17 protein-coding genes and 1 other RNA gene are annotated in these 17823 nt (G+C 58.6%); 4 read left to right on the top strand and 14 right to left on the bottom strand.

Annotated elements, in window-relative coordinates:
- Window positions 1-36: 36 nt before the first annotated feature.
- From JXQ78_RS12780 to JXQ78_RS12815, 8 genes are all read right to left on the bottom strand, one after another.
- Window positions 37-252 carry a DUF7312 domain-containing protein gene (locus tag JXQ78_RS12780; protein ID WP_330631152.1) on the bottom strand — a complete coding sequence of 72 codons (216 nt, stop codon included), beginning with the start codon at window positions 250-252 and terminating at the stop codon, window positions 37-39.
- Window positions 253-264: 12 nt separating this feature from the next.
- Window positions 265-2307 (bottom strand): methionine--tRNA ligase, encoded by a 2043-nt coding sequence (gene metG, locus JXQ78_RS12785; RefSeq protein ID WP_330631153.1) that lies wholly within the window; start codon window positions 2305-2307, stop codon window positions 265-267.
- Window positions 2308-2367: 60 nt separating this feature from the next.
- Window positions 2368-2928, bottom strand: coding sequence for a YqaA family protein (locus tag JXQ78_RS12790; protein WP_330631154.1), 561 nt, complete (start codon window positions 2926-2928; stop codon window positions 2368-2370).
- A gap of 93 nt (window positions 2929-3021) precedes the next feature.
- Complete coding sequence (locus JXQ78_RS12795; protein ID WP_330631155.1) at window positions 3022-4173, bottom strand: matrixin family metalloprotease; 1152 nt, start codon at window positions 4171-4173, stop codon at window positions 3022-3024.
- A 151-nt stretch (window positions 4174-4324) separates the two neighbouring features.
- Window positions 4325-4633: RNase P RNA component (gene rnpB / locus JXQ78_RS12800), an RNA gene on the bottom strand.
- A gap of 39 nt (window positions 4634-4672) precedes the next feature.
- Window positions 4673-5815, bottom strand: a complete 1143-nt coding sequence (locus tag JXQ78_RS12805) for a nicotinate phosphoribosyltransferase (protein ID WP_330631156.1) — start codon at window positions 5813-5815, stop codon at window positions 4673-4675.
- 55 nt (window positions 5816-5870) lie between these two features.
- Entirely contained in the window at window positions 5871-7163 is a 1293-nt protein-coding gene (locus JXQ78_RS12810) for an Hvo_1808 family surface protein (protein WP_330631157.1), read from the bottom strand.
- The gene (locus JXQ78_RS12815) at window positions 7156-8595 is read right to left on the bottom strand and encodes an Hvo_1808 family surface protein (protein ID WP_330631158.1); all 1440 of its coding nucleotides are present in this window, start codon (window positions 8593-8595) and stop codon (window positions 7156-7158) included. The genes JXQ78_RS12810 and JXQ78_RS12815 overlap by 8 nt, the downstream gene beginning before the upstream one ends.
- A gap of 73 nt (window positions 8596-8668) precedes the next feature.
- On the opposite strand from JXQ78_RS12815, the gene JXQ78_RS12820 reads away from it, so the two are divergent.
- A complete protein-coding gene (locus JXQ78_RS12820; protein WP_330631159.1) occupies window positions 8669-9241 on the top strand; it encodes a cysteine hydrolase family protein in 573 nt (190 codons plus the stop codon).
- A gap of 46 nt (window positions 9242-9287) precedes the next feature.
- On the opposite strand, the gene JXQ78_RS12825 is transcribed toward JXQ78_RS12820, so the two are convergent.
- The gene (locus tag JXQ78_RS12825; RefSeq protein ID WP_330631160.1) at window positions 9288-9734 is read right to left on the bottom strand and encodes a PaaI family thioesterase; all 447 of its coding nucleotides are present in this window, start codon (window positions 9732-9734) and stop codon (window positions 9288-9290) included.
- Between the two features lie 44 nt (window positions 9735-9778).
- Window positions 9779-10630 (bottom strand): hypothetical protein, encoded by an 852-nt coding sequence (locus tag JXQ78_RS12830; RefSeq protein WP_330631161.1) that lies wholly within the window; start codon window positions 10628-10630, stop codon window positions 9779-9781.
- Window positions 10631-10680: 50 nt separating this feature from the next.
- Between JXQ78_RS12830 and JXQ78_RS12835 the strand changes: the two genes are divergently transcribed.
- The 3 genes from JXQ78_RS12835 to JXQ78_RS12845 all read left to right on the top strand — a co-directional run bounded on the left by JXQ78_RS12835 (window position 10681) and on the right by JXQ78_RS12845 (window position 13677).
- The gene (locus JXQ78_RS12835; protein ID WP_330631162.1) at window positions 10681-11355 is read left to right on the top strand and encodes a lipoate--protein ligase family protein; all 675 of its coding nucleotides are present in this window, start codon (window positions 10681-10683) and stop codon (window positions 11353-11355) included.
- A 44-nt stretch (window positions 11356-11399) separates the two neighbouring features.
- Complete coding sequence (locus tag JXQ78_RS12840; RefSeq protein ID WP_330631163.1) at window positions 11400-12668, top strand: dihydroorotase; 1269 nt, start codon at window positions 11400-11402, stop codon at window positions 12666-12668.
- Window positions 12669-12804: 136 nt separating this feature from the next.
- Window positions 12805-13677 carry a hypothetical protein gene (locus JXQ78_RS12845; protein ID WP_330631164.1) on the top strand — a complete coding sequence of 291 codons (873 nt, stop codon included), beginning with the start codon at window positions 12805-12807 and terminating at the stop codon, window positions 13675-13677.
- Between the two features lie 50 nt (window positions 13678-13727).
- On the opposite strand, the gene JXQ78_RS12850 is transcribed toward JXQ78_RS12845, so the two are convergent.
- Genes JXQ78_RS12850 through JXQ78_RS12865 form a run of 4 tightly spaced genes read right to left on the bottom strand, consistent with a single transcriptional unit; the run spans window position 13728 to window position 17793 of the window.
- On the bottom strand, window positions 13728-14075 hold the full coding sequence (locus JXQ78_RS12850; RefSeq protein ID WP_330631165.1) for a DUF7268 family protein: 348 nt from the start codon (window positions 14073-14075) through the stop codon (window positions 13728-13730).
- Window positions 14075-15022 carry an ABC transporter permease gene (locus tag JXQ78_RS12855; protein ID WP_330631166.1) on the bottom strand — a complete coding sequence of 316 codons (948 nt, stop codon included), beginning with the start codon at window positions 15020-15022 and terminating at the stop codon, window positions 14075-14077. Before JXQ78_RS12855 ends, JXQ78_RS12850 begins: the two co-directional genes overlap by 1 nt.
- 2 nt (window positions 15023-15024) lie before the next feature.
- The gene (locus JXQ78_RS12860) at window positions 15025-16071 is read right to left on the bottom strand and encodes an ABC transporter permease (RefSeq protein WP_330631167.1); all 1047 of its coding nucleotides are present in this window, start codon (window positions 16069-16071) and stop codon (window positions 15025-15027) included.
- A gap of 57 nt (window positions 16072-16128) precedes the next feature.
- On the bottom strand, window positions 16129-17793 hold the full coding sequence (locus tag JXQ78_RS12865) for an ABC transporter substrate-binding protein (RefSeq protein ID WP_330631168.1): 1665 nt from the start codon (window positions 17791-17793) through the stop codon (window positions 16129-16131).
- Window positions 17794-17823: the final 30 nt, after the last annotated feature.

Genomic DNA, 17823 nt, shown 5'->3' on the forward strand with positions numbered 1-17823 from the left:
TTGGTGTGTCGGTGTGTTAACCCTTCGGGGGCGCGGTCACACCACGCCAATCAGCAACAAAAACACCCAGAGCGTCGCAGCCACACCCAGCCCAAAGAAGATCGTCCCTTCGATCGTCGGCTGACCAGGCTCTGGGTCTTTTTCTCGCAGTGCCTGGAGTTTGGACTGCTTTTTGTCGCGTTCGTTTAGCTCGTCGATCTCCTCGACCGTGTACCGCCACCCCTCCTCGTCGTCCGTGGGCTCCTGATTCATGTGCAGGATCCCTTACTGGACTTTCGTTCCTGGATCGCTGTCTTCGTGCGTGGTGAGCAGATCGGCATCCTCACCAGCAGCGAGCACCATGCCGTTCGATTCGACGCCGAACAGCTCGGCTTTTTCGAGATTCGCAACGATGACGACGCGCGTGCCAGGAAGCTGGGACACGTCGTGTAGCTGGGCGAGCCCGGCGACGATCTGGCGCTCTTCGGTGCCGATATCGACCGTCAGTCGGAGGAGTTTATCCGCTCCATCGATCGGCTCTGCGTCAAGAATTTCGCCAACACGCAGATCAAGCGCCTGGAACTCATCGAAACTGATGCGGTCGTCGTTAATTTCGTCGGTGGTGGTCTCTGTCTCCATGGATTCGTCGTCGGTAGTTGCTTCGAGTCGGTCGGTAAGCGTTTCGACGTGGTCGTCCTCAATCGGCTCGAACAGCTCGTTCGGTTCGTCGAACGATGCGGGCGGTGGCGAGTGTGCGTCCTCAAGTTTGCTCTCGGTGACGGACGCCGACTCACCGAGCTGTTCGAACAGCCGTGTGGCGATTCCAGGCGTCGTTGGATGGCTGAACACTGCAATCGCCTTTGCGAGCTGCACACAGCCACGAATCACCCGCTTTGCCTCCTCTGGGTCCTCGTCGACGAGATTCCAGGGCTCGTTCGACTGGATATATTCGTTGCCAAAGCGTGCGAGTTCGACCGGCACCTGGCTGACATCGCGGACCGAATAGGCGTTGACGCCATCGGCGAACGCATCGATCGACTCGTCGATCCGTTCGGTGACACCGTCCGGACACGCTATGTCCGGCGTCCCACCGTAGTTGCGCTGTGCAAACAGCAACGATCGGTAGACGAAGTTGCCGAGCGTCCCGATGAGTTCGCTGTTGATACGCTCCTGGAACTGCTCCCAGGAGAAATCCAGATCCTGCTGGAAGCTACTCTGCGTGGCAAGGTAGTACCGCAACAGATCCGGATCGAACCCTTCTTCGAGATACTCATTCGCCCAGACTGCTCGATTTCGGCTGGTCGAAAAGCCTGCGCCGGCAAGCGTCACGAAGCCACACGCCATGACAGCACGCGGCTCGTTGTATCCAGCGCCATCTAACATCGCCGGCCAGAACACGGTGTGATGCTGGATGATGTCCGGCCCGATCACGTGAACGATCTCACCGTCCTCTTTCCAGACGGTCTCCCAGTCGTACTCGTCGGCTCCGACCTGGTCTGAATACTCCTTGGTCGCTGCGATGTACTCGATCGGTGCATCAACCCACACGTACAGCACGAGATCAGTGTCGCCACTCTCGTCGGGATAGTCGATCCCCCAGTCGAGATCGCGGGTGATACACCAGTCTTGCAGTTCACCCTCGATCCACTCGCGGGGCTGGTTTCTGGCGTTGTCCGTTCCATCAAGCCGGTCGATGAACGACTGGAGATACTCCTGAAACGCAGACAGCGTGAAGAACTTGTGCTCTCGGGTGCGGTACTCCGCCGGATTGCCGGTGATCGTGCTCCGTGGCGATTCAATCTCGCCCGGCTCGAGGTGGCGACCACAGCCCTCATCACATTCGTCTCCGCGGGCCGTTTCCCCACAGTACGGACAGATCCCCTCGACGTACCGATCGGGCAACGGCTGGTCTTCCTGTGGGTCCCACGCCACGTCGATCTCGCGTTCGGTGACGTAGCCACCGTCGTCCAGTTTGGAGACGATCGACTGCGTCAGCGCAACGTTCGATGGCTGGTGTGTGTGTCCATAGTAGCCAAAATCAACGTTGAATCGCTCAAACGTCTCCTCGAACTGTTCGTGATACGATAGAGCAAGTTCTTCGGGTGTAACGCCTTCCTCGTCTGCGTTCACCGCAATGGGAGTTCCGTGCATGTCGGAGCCACAGACGTAGGTGACTGGCTGACCGAGCGCATCGAGCGCTCTTGCGTATACGTCTGCAGCGAGATTCCCACGGAGATGACCAATGTGGAGTGGACCGTTGGCGTAGGGCAGCCCACAGGTCACCACTGCCGGTCGATCCGTGGGAAACGGCTCGTGGTGCTGGCTCATACCAGTCCTCTGCCGTCGATCGCTGTAAAGCCGCCGATACGATTCGACAACCGTGTTGGATCAGAAAACGAGATAGACGATTTTGGCCCCTGCAATCCAGATGACCAGCCGGCCAGCGCTTCCAATGAACGTCGCGATCGCAAACTTCAGGTTATCCTTTTCGATCACAGTGAAGGCATAAATCGAGAGCGTGTCGGGAAACCCCGGAATCGATAACACCACTGCGAGCCCGAGATAGCCGTATTTCTGGGCAACCTCAACGGCCGTGCGCTGTGAGATACTCACCACGTCGATTCCGAGCCGGTCTAGCGCTCCCAACACTGGCCCAGAGGTGGTGGCACGATCGCCGATCTGAAGGGCAACAATGCTACCAAGCGCCTTTCCGAGGCTGCTAATACCAATGATGAAGGCAATTGTCAGCCAGTTTGGAAGCCCGAGATCGATCGGCGCGAGGAGAACGATTTCACCGGGGAACGGAAGGATAACGGCGATTAGAAAGGAGTAGACGAATATCACACCGAGTCCAACGGGTCCAACGGCGTGCTTGACAGCATCGGTGATGCTAAGGGCTCCAAGAGATATGAGTACAGCTGACAGTGAGCCAAGCTGATCCGCAATCACATCAGATACTGCAGAGGCTGCACCCCTAAGTGTTGCGAACCTAATAACTGAACTGGCAATAAAAAATGGATTGTCTGGGCTGTACTGTCCGGTTTACTCCCACCAGCGTGACGTCCTGACGGATTCTGGTTGTGAAGAGCGCAATGGGGTGGGAAACTCACCGATACTGGTGTATCCCAGCGCTCCAATACCGATCCGTCGGGCGACATACCAGCCAACGGCGTCCGGATTCGCATCGGAGACGGAGATCTCGGTGAACGCGTAGTTTTCGAGGCGATTGTCGTGGTCAGGGTCGTAGCCGAACGGCTGTGCGCAGTCACCGGATTGGGAACAGGTACTCGACGAATCGACCGTGATTTTGATGTCAGCATCCTCCATCGAATCAACCCGCCTGAACGAAGCCTGTTCAGGAATGTGGCTACCTGCCTTGCTGTTGTAGTAGTTGATTGCTGCGTCTACCTGTTTGGAGACTTTCTGCTGTTTGTGCGGTGCGACACTACTCGTGTCCACGGCGACGGTGAGCGGCGTGTGATCCCAGGCCCAATCCTTTTCGTGGGCGTCGGTTTTTGGAATCGTGGTGAAGTCGGATTTCGCGGCCATGATCTGCTTTGGCGCATCACCGTGGCGGAGCCCGAGTGTGTGACCCAGTTCGTGGATGACCAACAGCTTCGTTGAGGTCTCGTTGTACGTCCCCTGGATCTCTACGTTGGTCGGTCGCTTGATCTGGTCTTCTGAAACGTACAGCGGCGCACAGCCCTGTACGTTCTCCTTGGTGTTACACGACTCAATATTCGGGACGAACGAGATGACGAGATCTGCAGCTTCTGCGTCCGATCCGATCTCATACTCGATCGGATAGCCCGCATATTTCTCGCTGTTTTCTTCCCAGTAAGAGAGTGCGTTTTCGACGATCGACTCGTACGCTCGACCATCGTCCATCTGGTCGTCGATCGCGACGGTGAGCGTGCGCTCACCCCATGGATTGTCCTCTGAAACCGGCTTGTCGCCCGTCGAGTCCGCTGGCGTGTCGGTGGGCGTCTCCGTCTGTTCGGTTTCGTTTTCAATCGGTCCTTCTGTTACCACAGTGCCGGTGGGTGGGGTGTTGTCAACTGTGTCTCCGCCATCGTGCGGGCCAGCGGTTCCCGTATCGGACGGACTGTCGGTGAGTGGATTCGTTACTCCACCGGAACAGCCCGCGAGAACCATCATCACGATGAGGGATAGAATGGTGAGACGGCGTCGCATTTGATGGATGATTGGACACCCCGTAGAAGACACTTTTGATTAGAGACGGCCAAATGAATAGTAATAGTGTTCACGGACGAAGAATCTATAAACTATAAGTGGATATCTGATATTAATTTATTAGTATAGTTAGTAAAAATCGAAGGAACGTGGCTGTGGGCCGTAAGCCCCCTTCTGTTCTATCCAGCATTCGGCTGAGCACCCGTTTCGTGTCCGGGCTACCATAGTGAAACGGGCTTGCACCGGTGAGGATTCGCCGTTCCATCCGTTCTCCACCATCGGTCCTCGGTGGGTTAGCTGACCAGCGTTTGGGCTGGCGTCGCACACCTCATTGGTCCGGTAGAGTGGTCTCGTTTCTGTTCCAGAGCCGACGGTCTCCCGCCCCGGGCTTGCACCCGGTCACCTGCCCAGACGGTGGGGGGACTTTCCTCGCTTGCGCGGCAGCTGAACACCCACTGCCACAGAGGAGTTAGCATTTCGCCGGGGGTAAGTCGTTCGATCACGGCTCATCCTGGAGTGGCTCGAATCCAACGAGGGATGCGTCGTCACGCGCCCGCGTCGCGGCCTCGTCGATGTTGAATGTACGGACGGTTTCGCCGTCATCGACGAGCGGTTCGAGCAACGACTGCTCGCTGGGAGTAGCCTCGGTCGCCGGTTGGACGACGTGCTCGCCATCTTTAGTTCGAACGACAGTTTTTGGGCCCGGGAGCTTTCCACGTTTACCGATCGTCTCGCCATCGACGGATACGATATCAAGCGAGAAATCAACCGGTGTGGCGTTACTCACATACTCACCAACGCCAAAGCCGTCGGCCAGCTCGCGTAGCTCCGCGAGCTCCGTTGGGGTGAGCCCGCCAGAGAGGAACACGCCAACGTCTTCGAAACCAGCTTCATCGAGTCGCCATTTGACTTCATTAACGATCGCACGGAAATCGCCGCGCCGTGATCGTGGGGTGTCGAGTCGGATGCCGTCGAGATCGACGGTTTCTGCCGCTCGAATCGCTTCGATGCCCTCGTCGTCGAAGGTGTCACAGAGCAGTATCCGCGGGACGGAGTCATCGACATGGGTGTCGAACGCCTCCCAGGCTGGCTCTTGCTCGCCGAAACAGAGCATGAGCGCGTGTGGCATCGTTCCCGATGGCTCCCGATCGAGAAGCTCTCCGGCCGCCACGTGTGAGAAGCCATCGAACCCACCGATCAGTGCCGAGCGCTCGACGACTGCTGCGATCGATGGGTGGACATGCCGCGCACCGAAACTCAGGAGGTTCGTTTCCGGGGCCACCAGCCGTGCCCGCAACGCGTTCGTGGCAATCCCACTTGCCTGAGAGAGAAATCCCAACAGTGCCGTCTCCAGCCGGGCAAACTCGGTGTACTGCCCCTCGATTCGCATCACGGGGCCGCCATCGAACAGTTGCCCCTCTCGGAGTGCATAAACGGTCACCTCGCGTGTGGCCAGCAGCTCTGCTGCGTCGTTCAATCCTGCGAGTACCTCGAATGTGCCGGTTGGAAACTGGTCGGCACTGACTTCTGCGACGACGTGTGGATCGCGACCCGCTCCCGTTAGCGCATCGAGCGTCCGATCGAAGTAGGCGTCGGTCGCACGACCCTCTCGGATCGCCGCAGGTGAAATGATATCGAACATGTACACTCTTACGCCGGTCGGGGGAAAAAGGATCCCCTAAGCGCTAGTCCGTCGTTCACGAGACCGTCGCGAGCTCCGAGACTGCCCGTGGCGTCGGCCCATTCACGACCCTGACAGTGGTTCCTTCCCGTTCGAGTAAAAACGCGTCGGCGTACGGCCCTTCGGGCACGGTAATGACGCCATCGCCAGCCCGTTGGCCGCCATGGCGCTCTAGCAGGACTCGATATGCCGTTTCAAACGCTTTGGCATCGGCAGGCGACTCCCAGACCGTCTTCCAGACGTAGCCGTTCGCACCGTTGGGCTGTTCGAATGGGACCAGCCGATCACCGGCCCAGCCATCGGAGAACTGGCTGCTGTAGTTTCGCGTTGTCGTTTCGTTCGCTCCGATCATACCGTTCGTCCGTCCCATCGTGTAGATCGCGGCTTCGCCGACGGTCTCTCCCCGTGGATTGGTGTCGAACCGACGCCACTCTCCGTCCGGGTTGCCCGCCAGGCTGACCGACGCTGGCTGGTCTTCGGGGTAGTCGTCTGGATGAATGATCTGTTCGGTGCTGTTGGGGACGCGATCATACGCGCGGTTCACGGCCGTCCAGTCATTACCAGATCGAAGCGCGCCGACGAATCGTGGGCCCTGCACGTAGGGCATGATGACGGTGTCGTAGATGCCGTCGTTCGGCTCGAGACCGCTGACCGACCGGTCCGGTCGTTCGAGACAGTTCCACTCTTGCTCACACCGTTTTTGATACGCGCTTTCGACGACGTTCGCATCGCCCTCGATCAATCCGTTGGTGGCGAGCCGGCTGTCCAGTGTCGATGTGGAATAGGAAAGCGAGAGCTGCTGATCCTGGAGTGCGTGTGTCAGTTCGTGTGCCAGCGTGTACGGATCGATGCGTGGCGTCTCGCTGTCGGAGACGATGACGATCTGCCCATCGCTGTAGTAGCCGAGGACCCCACTGGCGTAGACGCCATCAATCTCCTCGCTTGCGTTGGTGTGCTCGTCCACGAGCCAGAGTGCTTCCCACACCTGGTTCGTCCACCCGGGCGGCTGTCCCCCAGCGATGGGTGCCACGACAGATTCGTTGTGGTACGTTTCCCGTGAAATCACGCGCACGGGAACGTCCTCGGTGAATTCGAGGTCACGAATCGTCTCGACGCGTGCCATCGTTCGGTGGACTACCTGTTTGCGTTCCGATTCGTTCAGGCCGTCCCCGTCGGTGATCGAGAGGGAGTCAGTGGCGCTTATGCCTCCCTCTCGGCCGATATCCTCCATCTGTGGTATGAGTGACGAGCAGCCTGCACAGACGAGGAGAACGACCAGGGCAATCGCTCGAATGCCGTCGTTAGCCATCCTCTTCGGAACGGATCGCGGTGAGATCCGCCTGTGTTGGCCCGTTCACGATGACGACGGTCGACCCATTCGTTCGAATTGATACGGCATCAGCGAACGGTCCGTCCTCAATCACCCAGGTGTTTGACGCAACTGAACTGCCACCCCAGTGTGACAGCAGCCGTTCGTAGTTCTCGACGAACTGGGTGGCGTTTTTCTGATCGTCCCAGACGAGCTTCCAGACGTAGCCCGTCTGTCCATTCTTCTCGTAGACGTGGAGCCGGTCACCATCCCAGCCGTTGGTTATCGGGAGGCTGTAGCTGAGCCGCGTCTGTCCGTTCTCTCTGGTTATGATATCGTTACGCGTGGCCACGGCCGAGTTGTTGTACGAATCAAAACCCGTCTGTGCGAACATCGCAGTGAGTGCGGACTGACCCATGACCGCATGATCGGGGCGGTCTGCGCCACGGGCCTCCGGATTGAGCCTGACACGCTGCCAGCCCGCAGTCGCGCGATCCTCGATTGCAACCGCTGTCGGCTCGTCACTCCCGAGCGCACTGGGATGGATCACCTGCTCCGCACTCTGTGGGGGATTCTCATAGAGGCGATCGACGCCGTCCCAGCCCTCGCGTTCGTAGACGTCAGAGACGAGCGCTTCGCCCTCCCCATACGGGAAGTAGTTCAACAGATGGACGCCCCAGTTGCTGGGCCCCTCACCGGAACTCTCATCGCTAGCCGTTGGGAGACAGTCCCACTCCGTGCCACACCGGTCCATATACTGGCGCTGGACGACGTTTGCCTCGCCCTCGATCAGTCCGTTGACTGCGTTGTATTCGTCGCGAGTTCGCTTTTCGAACGAGGAAAGGTTGAACCGCTGATCCTGGAGTGCGTGTGTCAGTTCGTGCGCCAGCGTGGCCTCCCCGTCCAGCGTTGGTGTCTCGCTGTCTGAGACGATGACGATCGATTTGTTCTCGTAGCTGTAATAGCCAAGCACACTCGAGCCTCGGCTAGCCTCTTGTACTTCGAGCGAATCTTCGTCCTCGCCGATCAGAAACAGTGCCTCGAACTTCGCGTTATCGAACCGTCTGAACGCCGACGTCGTGTTAGAACTCTGGTGTTCGTTCCGGAACGACTCCCGTGATCGGATTCGCACCGGAACGTCAGCCGTGATATTCACACCGCGAATCGTTTCGATCCTGGCGATCGACCGTGAAACGGCCGCGTTTAGCTCTGATTCATTGAATCCGTCGTCTGGATCGATGGCAAGCGACGTGTCGGCCGTGTAGCCGTTGTGTCGGCCGATGGGTCCGCTGGTATCGACAGTGGATTCCGTCGAGACGTTCGAACCCTGCACGTCGTTCGAATCGGTCGACGAGTCGGGCCCCCCAAATGGCATCGCAGTACACCCCGCCAGAACGACCATACACAGCACCAGAACCGGACGGACTCGCATACGTATCCGTACGCGGCAACTGGGAAAAAACCACGGAAGAAGCGTTTTGAACGCCGCTACCAAACCATCTGGTATGGAGTTCGATCCGTCGACCACCGCGTGCGTCGTCGTGGACATGCAAAACGGGTTCTGCCACCCAGATGGGAGCCTGTACGCTCCGGCGAGCGAGGAGGCTATTGATCCAGTTCATGATGTCGTCGAGTACGCCAGAGAGGCCGGCGTGCAGGTGGTGTTCACCCGCGATGTGCACCCTTCTGAGCAGTTCGACGACAGCCACTATTACAACGAGTTCGACCGATGGGGCGAACACGTTCTCGAAGACAGCTGGGAGGCCGATATCGTGGATGAGCTGGCCGTTGAGGCCGACGATCACGTCGTCACGAAACACACGTACGACGCGTTCTATCGGACGGATCTCGAGGGGTTTCTTGAGTCACACGGAATCGATGATCTGCTCTTCTGTGGGACGCTCGCGAACGTTTGTGTGTTGCACACGGCCTCCAGCGCGGGGCTTCGGGATTATCGGCCGGTCGTGATCGACAACGCCGTCGGCTGGATCGAAGACCACCACCGCGAGTACGCCCTCGAACACATCGACTGGCTGTTCGGCGAACGGACATCACTCAAGTCCATCGAATTCGCCTGAGAACGGATCGTTTCATACCTGTCTCGCAAGTCATCGTCCTGATTTGTTAGCCCTGAAAGAGCCGATAGGCACCCTGTCCGACGGCAACTGGCTGGACACCATCATTGGGCGTATCACTCTCGACAATGACGCGGCTCACGCCGACCGACCCACCAACGCGAACGACCTCTGCGGTTGCAGTGAGCTCGCCCGCTGCCCGTCGGAGATAGTTCACGTTGAGATTGATCGTTGCAACGTCGTCGCTCACGGGATTCGAAAGATGGGGTCGCAGCGCGATTCCGCCGGCTGTATCGATGAGAGTAGCGGCAATCCCGCCGTGCATCGTTGGGGGCTGCGTGGGATTGGTGAGCTTCTCGTCGTAGGGAATTGTCATCGTCATTCCATCGAGCGTAAACGACTCGACGGTGACCCCAAGCCAGGAGAGATAGCCGTGGTGCTGTTCGATGAATGATTCGACCATTTCCGTGACGTCATCCGGAAATTCCTCTTCCATGTGCAGTTCTCACAGACGAGCGGGTTTGTACCCACCGATCAGCGTCACAGCGGCTGAATTTGTACGCTAACCGTCTCTCCGACGGCGAACGTGTGTGCGGGACAGACGAGCTTCACCGTCGGTGTTGACCGCGTAAGAAAACACGAGAGACCAGTGATCTGCCGTCCGTTCGCAACCACTGTGAGTGTATTCCACTCCAGCGTTCGATCGTCACACGTGCCGATCGGCCGGCCGAGAAACGAGACGGGAGTCTCTTGAGGAGGCGGTTCGGCAGAGAGCCCACACCAGCCACCGTTCGAATAATGGGCGAGACCGCCATCGATCGCCATTCGCTGTCCATCGGCCGATTGCAGTGTGAGTCCAACGAACGAATCGGAGCCCAGACGCTCGCTCTCAATAGCCAGTCGGGCGGCCGTCTCTGTGGTTTCGATGACCGTTCCCGTTCCATCCCAGTCGATTGCTTGCACGTCAACATCGAGATCGATCGGTTCTGAGCCCTCCGCCCGATACGGATTGGCGTCGTGCGACCGGAATCCCAGATGGATATGCTGGGCAACCCAGGGATCGAAGAACCCAGAGCGCACGTACTGGCCGATCGGATCGCCAACGGCCACGGTCATTCCTGGTTCGACGGACGGTTCAACGTGGAGTATCCTGGCGAGCCACGCGCCCGTGTCGATCACCACCAGAAATTCCGGTGTCGGTTCGGCAGTAGAGGCTGGTCCAGCAACCTCACGAACGTCGGTTACCCTGCCGGAAACGGGGCTGTGGGCTAGGTGCTCACCGGCCGGTGGGTATAGATCGATCGCACAGCCCCGATCGTGGGCCGGATATGGCGAGTTGTATCTGGAAAACCGCTCGAACGGCTCCAGGGCCCTCGCTCCGAGCGTTACCATGCAGAGCGTTCGAGCGCGAACTTTTAGCGTCGTCGGTCGGTATCAGGCGTATGCGCGTGCTCAGGGGGCGTGGTGAATCGATTGGGGCGGACCGAGCAATCACTCGACGTCTCCGCGAGCACACCGCCACGACCGATGAGCCAGGCCTTCGCGTCTGGCAGCCACCACGGCAGCTCACCTTTGGCCGACGGGACCGACGCCGTCCTGGATACGACGACGCCCGGGCCATCGCCACGAAGATGGATTTTCCGCCGGCAGAGCGTCCGGTTGGTGGCCGCGCCGTCGCCTACACCGGGACGACGATAGCCTTCGCCCGGACGGAACCCGTCGTGGAGGATCGAACGGGCATTCAGGATCGGTATCGAACGATCAGTACCGACGTACAGGTTGGACTTGGGGAACTCGGCGTGCACGCCCTGCCAGGCGAACCACCAGAGTCGTTCTGTCCAGGAAGCCACTCGCTCCAGGCCGAGGGCAAGGTTGTCGGCATCGCTCAACGGATCAGTAACGGTGTCGCACTGACCGCCGGCTGTCTTCTCGTTGCCGATCACGACGCGATTGCGGCCGTGCTTTCTGCCGTCTATGATGCGCTTTCGGTACCGTTCGATCCAGATAGTGTCGGCAGTGTCTCGAAGGCGGGTGGACCAGACGACCCAGAAATCGTTCGATCGACGATCGAACGCGCGCTCCTGACGACGACAGAACCGACGATCGAGTCCGTCTGAACGGGATCGTCGCAGTCAAGTTTCTCATCGGAGTACTGTCGGCCATGCTCATCACCAACGCGACGCTCGCGGATGGTCGTCGCCGCGACGTTCGTGTGAACCGGACGGGCCGAATCAATGCCGTCGAACCACGCATCGACCCTGCCGGTGACGAAACCGTCCGCGACGTTGCCGGAAAGCTGTTGCTGCCGGGAATGATCGACATACACGTCCATTTTCGCCAACCGGGTGCTGGTCACAAAGAGACCTGGAAAACCGGCTCACAGAGTGCCCTGGCCGGTGGTGTCACCACCGTTGTTGACCAGCCCAATACCGACCCTCCGACGATCTCCGGACCGGCGTTCGAGCAGAAGGCTGCCTGTGCGACGGATTCGTACGTCGATTTTGGACTCAACGGCGGCGTAACTGACGACTGGGATCCAGACTCGCTGTTCGAGAAACCGCTGTTCGCGCTTGGTGAGGTGTTTCTCGCCGATTCGACCGGCAACATGGGTATCGACACCGATCTGTTCGAGGTCGCCCTCGAGCGTGCCAGTGCCAACGACGTTCCCGTGACCGTACACGCAGAAGATGGATCCCTGTTCGACGAGTCGGCGACCGACCGAACTGACGCCGACGCCTGGAGTGCCTATCGGACGCCACGAGCCGAGGTGGCGGCGATCGAACGCGCCTGTACACTCGCTACGGCCCACGACACTCCGATTCACGTCGCGCACACTAGCACCCCGGACGGCATCGATACTGCCACTGCAGCCGGAATGACATGTGAAGTGACACCTCACCACATGCTACTCAGTCGGGAGGATTATCCACGACTGGGAACCCACGGTCGGATGAATCCGCCGCTCCGTTCGAAAGAGAAACAACAGGCCGTCTTCGATCGAGTGTGCGATGGCACTGTCGATATCATAGCCACCGATCACGCCCCACACACCCGAGCGGAAAAGGATGCGTCCATCTGGGAGGCACCCAGTGGCGTTCCTGGCGTCGAAACTGCCCTTGGGCTGTTGCTTGCGGTTGCACGGGACGGTCCACTTTCGATTGAGACCGTTCGTGATCTCACCGCCCGCACTCCCGCGGAGCTGTTCGATCTCGAGAAAGGCCACATCGAACCCGGCTACGAAGCCGATCTTGTCTGCTTCGATCTCGATGCCGTCGAACCGATCCGGGCGGAGTCGCTCCACACGAACTGTGAGTGGACACCGTTCGAAGGAATGGACGCGATCTTCCCCGAGTGGACCATGGTCGGTGGCTCGATTGCCTTTCACGACGGCGAGTTCGAAGCTCCTGTTGGCACGAATGTCCACTCATGACTGCAATAATTAATTGATCCTTCTACCTGTTCTGGATTTTGGTTGAATCATCCGAGATATTTCGTAGTCGGGTTCATAAAACACATTTTATCTTAACTAGCTTTATTACGACTGCCGCAATATTTTCTATCCGACTATGGCGGAAAGTAACTTCACGCGGCGGAGTGCACTTCGGACGATTGGGGCAGGAATTGCGGGAACCGCTGCCCTCTCCGGAACGGGGTCGGCCCACTGTGTCGAGGTCTCGGACAGTCGCACGTCGTATCGACCGGCAGCAAATACGCCACTGTTTACTCCTCGCTGGGAGTTCGATACGTTCACAATTAATGATGCCATCGACGGCTGGTCGTCCAGTCGGACACAGTCGTTGCCGGAGTGGTCACAGCAGTCGGGAATCGAGTTCACTCAGTCCGGCGATTCGGTATTTGATCGGGCAACTCTCCAGCTTGATAAGCGGTATTCGAACATCTGGGGGTCGGTATCACAGCTCTCGGTTGTTGGGGCACCGGTACACATCGATCTCGACGAGCTCTCGGTGGGTGAAGCCACCCTGTCGGTCGACATTGACGCCAGCTATGCGGGCGCAGTCGAACTGTCGGGGAGTCCGAGTGACTCCACGCAGATCGACATTCGCGGCGCAGTCGGATTTGGTCCGTATACGGATGTCCGCCAGCAGACGAAAGCTCCGGGGCTGTCCAGTTCATTTGTGAGCGCGAGGGGCGTTGAACGATCGCTGTTCGATAAGCGCATCAGCGGTTCCAATCAGCGTCGGCTCATCGAGCAGTCGCCATCGATGATGACGCTTACGACTGAAGTGACACAGTCGGACACGTACGTCGTCTACGGCGTCCTCGAGTCGGTCGCCGACATCGAGTACGAAAACGACGCTGCGAAGGTTGATTTCAGTTCGAATGGACCGGACATGCGTGGATCGGGCTTTGTGGATCTGGATGTCCCCCACGGACTGTCGCTTGAGCAGATCCGCATTCGGGCAAACGAGCTCCGTTAACACCAATCCAGAACCCGATCGAGCACCGCAGCGACTGGTGTTTCGTCAAATCAGGGTCCAAACAACAGTCCGACGACGGTCACTGCGCCCATGATCCCGCCACCGAAGCCGGCAACTCTGGCCATTGCGCGCCGGGAGCTGGCTTCTGTCCAGTCACTTTCTCTATCGAGATGGCGATGGACCGTTTCGATCGACCGTCCCAGCAACACCGAGCCGGACCAGCCGAGCAGTCCAAAGCCAAAGACGAGTGCACCGACGGCGAACAGCTGTGTGGTTACGGTCTGGGAGTCATATCGGACCCCCCCGACGAGCAAACCGAGCGCGCCGATGGCAACCCCAGCGAGTAGACTGCCTCCCACAATTCTGACTCGAGTCTCGAGCCAGTTGGTTGCAGCCATCAGTCGATCGCATCGCGCATTCGTGGATCGAGTGCATCACGCATGCCGTCACCGAGAAGGTTGAATCCGAGGACGGTCAATGCGAGTGCGAGACCGGGGAAAAACGGCCACCACCACGCCGAGTGCAGCCCGTTTTCCACGCCGGCCGAGAGCATCATTCCCCAGGAAGGCGCGCCTTCTTTGGCACCAAATCCGAGGAAAGAGAGCGCCGCCAGATCGATGATGGCAAGCCCGAAGTTCAGCGTGCTCTGGACGGTCACCGGCGCGAGACAGTTCGGCACGACGTGGCGAGCGAGCACCCGAAAGTCTTTCGCGCCGATCGCGATCGTGGCGTCGATGTACTCATCTTCGAGCACGGCGAGGGCTGCGCCCCGAACGACGCGAGCGAATCGGGGCGTATACACCAGTATCAGTGCAACGACTGCGTTCTGCAGACCGCTTCCGAGAATCGACACCAGCGCAAGCGCGAGCAACAACGACGGGAACGCGAGCAACACGTCCATTGTTCGCATCACGACGTTGTCCACGAGATCACTGTAATACGCGGCAATTACGCCGAAACTGACGCCGAGAACGGTCGAGACAGCAACCGTCACGGTGCCCCATTTCAGCGCGAGCCACGATCCAAACAGCACGCGTGGGAAGATAGATCGCGCCTGTCCATCGAGACCGAACGGATATTTCGGACTCGGCGGCGCTTTTGCCATATCTGCGTTCCCAGAGAGGTTTGAGCCCATGATTTCGCCGTAATATCCTTCGATCGGTCCGACGCCGCCGATGAAGATTCGGGCGTACAGGGCAATGACGACCATCAACGTGATGATCAACAGCCCGATCATTGCCAGCCGGTTTGCCGCCAGATTCGAGAGGAACCGCGAGTGTCGGAGCCGATGGATAAAGCCGCGAATCCCCCGTCGCCGCCGTCGTTGTTGTGTTTGTGTGCTCATTGTTACTGCTGAATTCGTGGATCGAGATACGAGTATGTGATATCGACGGTGAGGTTAACCAGCGTGAACAGCATGGCAAACACGAGCACCGCCGCCTGTACAACCGGATAGTCCCCGGCCTGGATTGCATTCACCAGAATGACTCCAAGCCCACTGATTCCAAACACCGTCTCGGTCAGCACGGCACCACCGAGCATCGTGCCGAACTGAATCCCGATCACCGTGATCACCGGGATGAACGCGTTTTTCAGCCCGTGTTTCAACATGGTGATCTTTTGGCCCTGTCCCTTCGCGCGTGCAGTCCGGATATAGTCCTGCCGGACGACCTCAAGCATCGACGATCGCATCATGCGCGAAATCAGCGCCATCGAGTAGATCCCCATCACTGCCGCCGGCAACAAGAGATGTTCGACCGCGGAGACAAACGCGTCAATGTTGCCAAGCAACAGCGTATCTATCGTCATCAACCCCGTTAATGGCAATTCGTGGCCAAAGAACGCCCACGGCCCCTCGATGAAATACTGCGTGTCGATTCGGCTACTGGCAGGTAACACGCCCAGAATGTTCGCAAACAGAATAATGAGTAGGGGACCGCTCCAGAAAATCGGCACGCTGATTCCCGCGAGCGCACCGATTCGTGTGATGTGATCGGTCAGCGAGTTCTGTTTGATCGCGCTCAACACGCCGAGTGGCACGCCGAGCATCACGCCAAACAGCTGCCCGTAGATCGCGAGCTCGATCGTCACCGGAAGCTTATCCGCAAGTATCGACCCCCATACCGGTTGGCCGGGCTTTAGCACGTAGGATTCTCCGAAGTCGAACTGCGATACGTCGCTTAGAAATCGAGTGTACTGGACCCAGATCGGATCATCGAATCCGAGCTCGGATCGGATCGTCTCGATCTGCTCCTGTGATGCCCCCTGTCCGGCCATCACGGCGGCCGGATCGTTCCCCCCAAGATGCAAAATTGCGAAAACGACCGTTGAAATACCGATCAGTACCGGTATCAACAGCAAGAGCCGTTTGATAACGAACCATTTTGACGCCATCTACCCGATGGCAGAGTCGAGTGTTGAAAAAACCAACTATTCGTAACCCCTGTCAGCTCACTCCACGGAAACGAGATCCAAGAACGGTCCACCGACGGGAGCGATCTTAAAGCCCGATACCGCGTCTTTCACGCCGCGGAGTTCGTCTGCGTGATCTAAGAACACCCACGGCGCTTCGTCGTGGGAGATCTGATTCGCCTCGTTGTAGAGTTTCATGCGGGCGTCGTCGTCGTCGATGATCGTCTGTGCCTCCTCGACTTTCTGCATGAACTCCTGGTTGGCCCACCCAGACGCGTTGTAGACGTTGTAGCCCTCAGCAGAGAACGAAGCCCAGTCCTGTCCGTCCGGACTCTCGATGCCCGGATGCAACAGCGGTCGCAGGAAGTTGTCCGGATCACCGTTGTCGGCGTTCCAGCCAAGGAAACACGCGTCGTGTTTGCCGGCGATCGTGTAGTTGAGGAAGTCGTTCCACGATTTCTTCTCGATCGTGACGTTGATGCCGACTTCTTTCAGATCCGTTCGGACCTTCTGGGCCGCCTGTGACGGTGACGGGATGTACGGGCGCGGATTCGTAAACGTGGTCAGCGTAAAGTCGAATCCGTCGCCGAATCCGGCCTCCTCGAGCAGGGATGTCGCCTGCTGTTGATCGTACGGATACGGATCAAGGTCCTCGTTGTGTCCCGGCACGGCCGGTGGGACGGCCTGACTCGACTGGGAGGCAAAGCCCCTGAAGATCGAATCGACGATCGCCTTCGTATCGACCGCATAGTTCAGTGCCTGGCGCACCTTCGTGTTCCGGAACTCCTCGCGTTTTTCGAGGTTCATCGCCATATAGCCCGTGACGAGTCCTGTTTTCTGGACCAGCTCGACGCCGTCTGCCTTATCGATCCGGTCTGCACCCTCGGCGTCAATACCGTCGATGATGTGGATGTCTTCGCTCGTGAGCTTCGAGACACGCGTTGAGTTTTCACCCACGGCAAGGAAGATCACGAATTCCGACTTTGGCGTTTCTCCCCAGTAGTCGGGATTGGCCTTCAGCCGGATTTTCTCGCCCTCGTTCTGCCACGCATCGAGCGTGAACGGCCCCGTGCCGACGGCCGTGCTGTCGAACTGCTCGCCGGTTTCAATCTCTTTTTCGGACATCACGCCCGCGGCGAAGACGGCGAGGTTTCGCAACATTGGGGCGAATTTCTTTTTCGTCGTGATGGTGACGGTCGTTTCGTCGGTCGCCTCGACACTTTCGACCTCTCCGAACGTGTTGCCGGCGTACGACGTGGCGTCCTCCTCACCGATGTAATATTCGTATTCTGGATCGGTGAATCGTTTGTACGTCGCGACGAAATCTGACGCCGTTAGATCCTCGCCGTTGTGGAACGTCACGTCCTCGCGAAGCGTCAGCGTGATCGTTTTCCCTTCGGTTTCCCACTCCGTGGCCAACCCTGCCTCGATCTCGTTTTTGCCCGGAACAAACTGCACCAGCTTATCGTAAATCTGGTTCGTCACTTTCACCGACTCGCCGTCGTCGATCTTGTGGAGATCGAGCGATTTCGTCGCTGCACCCCGCGCGTAGTTGATCGTTCCCGACGCCTCACCACTGGAACCCCCGTCTGTACCGCCACTCTCGTCTGTCGACCCCGAACACCCTGCCAGAGATACCGCCGCGATCGTTCCTCCCGTGGCTTTCAGGAATGATCTACGACTGTGATTGCCATCCACGTCCATACCCACACAGGGTGAATGGTTTCTTATAAG

Source organism: Halocatena halophila (assembly GCA_027563145.1).
GTDB classification, from domain to species: Archaea; Halobacteriota; Halobacteria; order Halobacteriales; family Haloarculaceae; genus Halocatena; species Halocatena halophila.

Bases quoted from the DNA above. Each gene is read 5' to 3' on its own strand.
- JXQ78_RS12780 (WP_330631152.1), bottom strand. From the start codon at position 252: ATGAATCAGGAGCCCACGGACGACGAGGAGGGGTGGCGGTACACGGTC.
- metG (WP_330631153.1), bottom strand. From the start codon at position 2,307: ATGAGCCAGCACCACGAGCCGTTTCCCACGGATCGACCGGCAGTGGTG.
- JXQ78_RS12795 (WP_330631155.1), bottom strand. From the start codon at position 4,173: ATGCGACGCCGTCTCACCATTCTATCCCTCATCGTGATGATGGTTCTC.
- JXQ78_RS12805 (WP_330631156.1), bottom strand. From the start codon at position 5,815: ATGTTCGATATCATTTCACCTGCGGCGATCCGAGAGGGTCGTGCGACC.
- JXQ78_RS12810 (WP_330631157.1), bottom strand. From the start codon at position 7,163: ATGGCTAACGACGGCATTCGAGCGATTGCCCTGGTCGTTCTCCTCGTC.
- JXQ78_RS12815 (WP_330631158.1), bottom strand. From the start codon at position 8,595: ATGCGAGTCCGTCCGGTTCTGGTGCTGTGTATGGTCGTTCTGGCGGGG.
- JXQ78_RS12820 (WP_330631159.1), top strand. From the start codon at position 8,669: ATGGAGTTCGATCCGTCGACCACCGCGTGCGTCGTCGTGGACATGCAA.
- JXQ78_RS12825 (WP_330631160.1), bottom strand. From the start codon at position 9,734: ATGGAAGAGGAATTTCCGGATGACGTCACGGAAATGGTCGAATCATTC.
- JXQ78_RS12830 (WP_330631161.1), bottom strand. From the start codon at position 10,630: ATGGTAACGCTCGGAGCGAGGGCCCTGGAGCCGTTCGAGCGGTTTTCC.
- JXQ78_RS12835 (WP_330631162.1), top strand. From the start codon at position 10,681: ATGCGCGTGCTCAGGGGGCGTGGTGAATCGATTGGGGCGGACCGAGCA.
- JXQ78_RS12840 (WP_330631163.1), top strand. From the start codon at position 11,400: ATGCTCATCACCAACGCGACGCTCGCGGATGGTCGTCGCCGCGACGTT.
- JXQ78_RS12845 (WP_330631164.1), top strand. From the start codon at position 12,805: ATGGCGGAAAGTAACTTCACGCGGCGGAGTGCACTTCGGACGATTGGG.
- JXQ78_RS12850 (WP_330631165.1), bottom strand. From the start codon at position 14,075: ATGGCTGCAACCAACTGGCTCGAGACTCGAGTCAGAATTGTGGGAGGC.
- JXQ78_RS12855 (WP_330631166.1), bottom strand. From the start codon at position 15,022: ATGAGCACACAAACACAACAACGACGGCGGCGACGGGGGATTCGCGGC.
- JXQ78_RS12860 (WP_330631167.1), bottom strand. From the start codon at position 16,071: ATGGCGTCAAAATGGTTCGTTATCAAACGGCTCTTGCTGTTGATACCG.
- JXQ78_RS12865 (WP_330631168.1), bottom strand. From the start codon at position 17,793: ATGGACGTGGATGGCAATCACAGTCGTAGATCATTCCTGAAAGCCACG.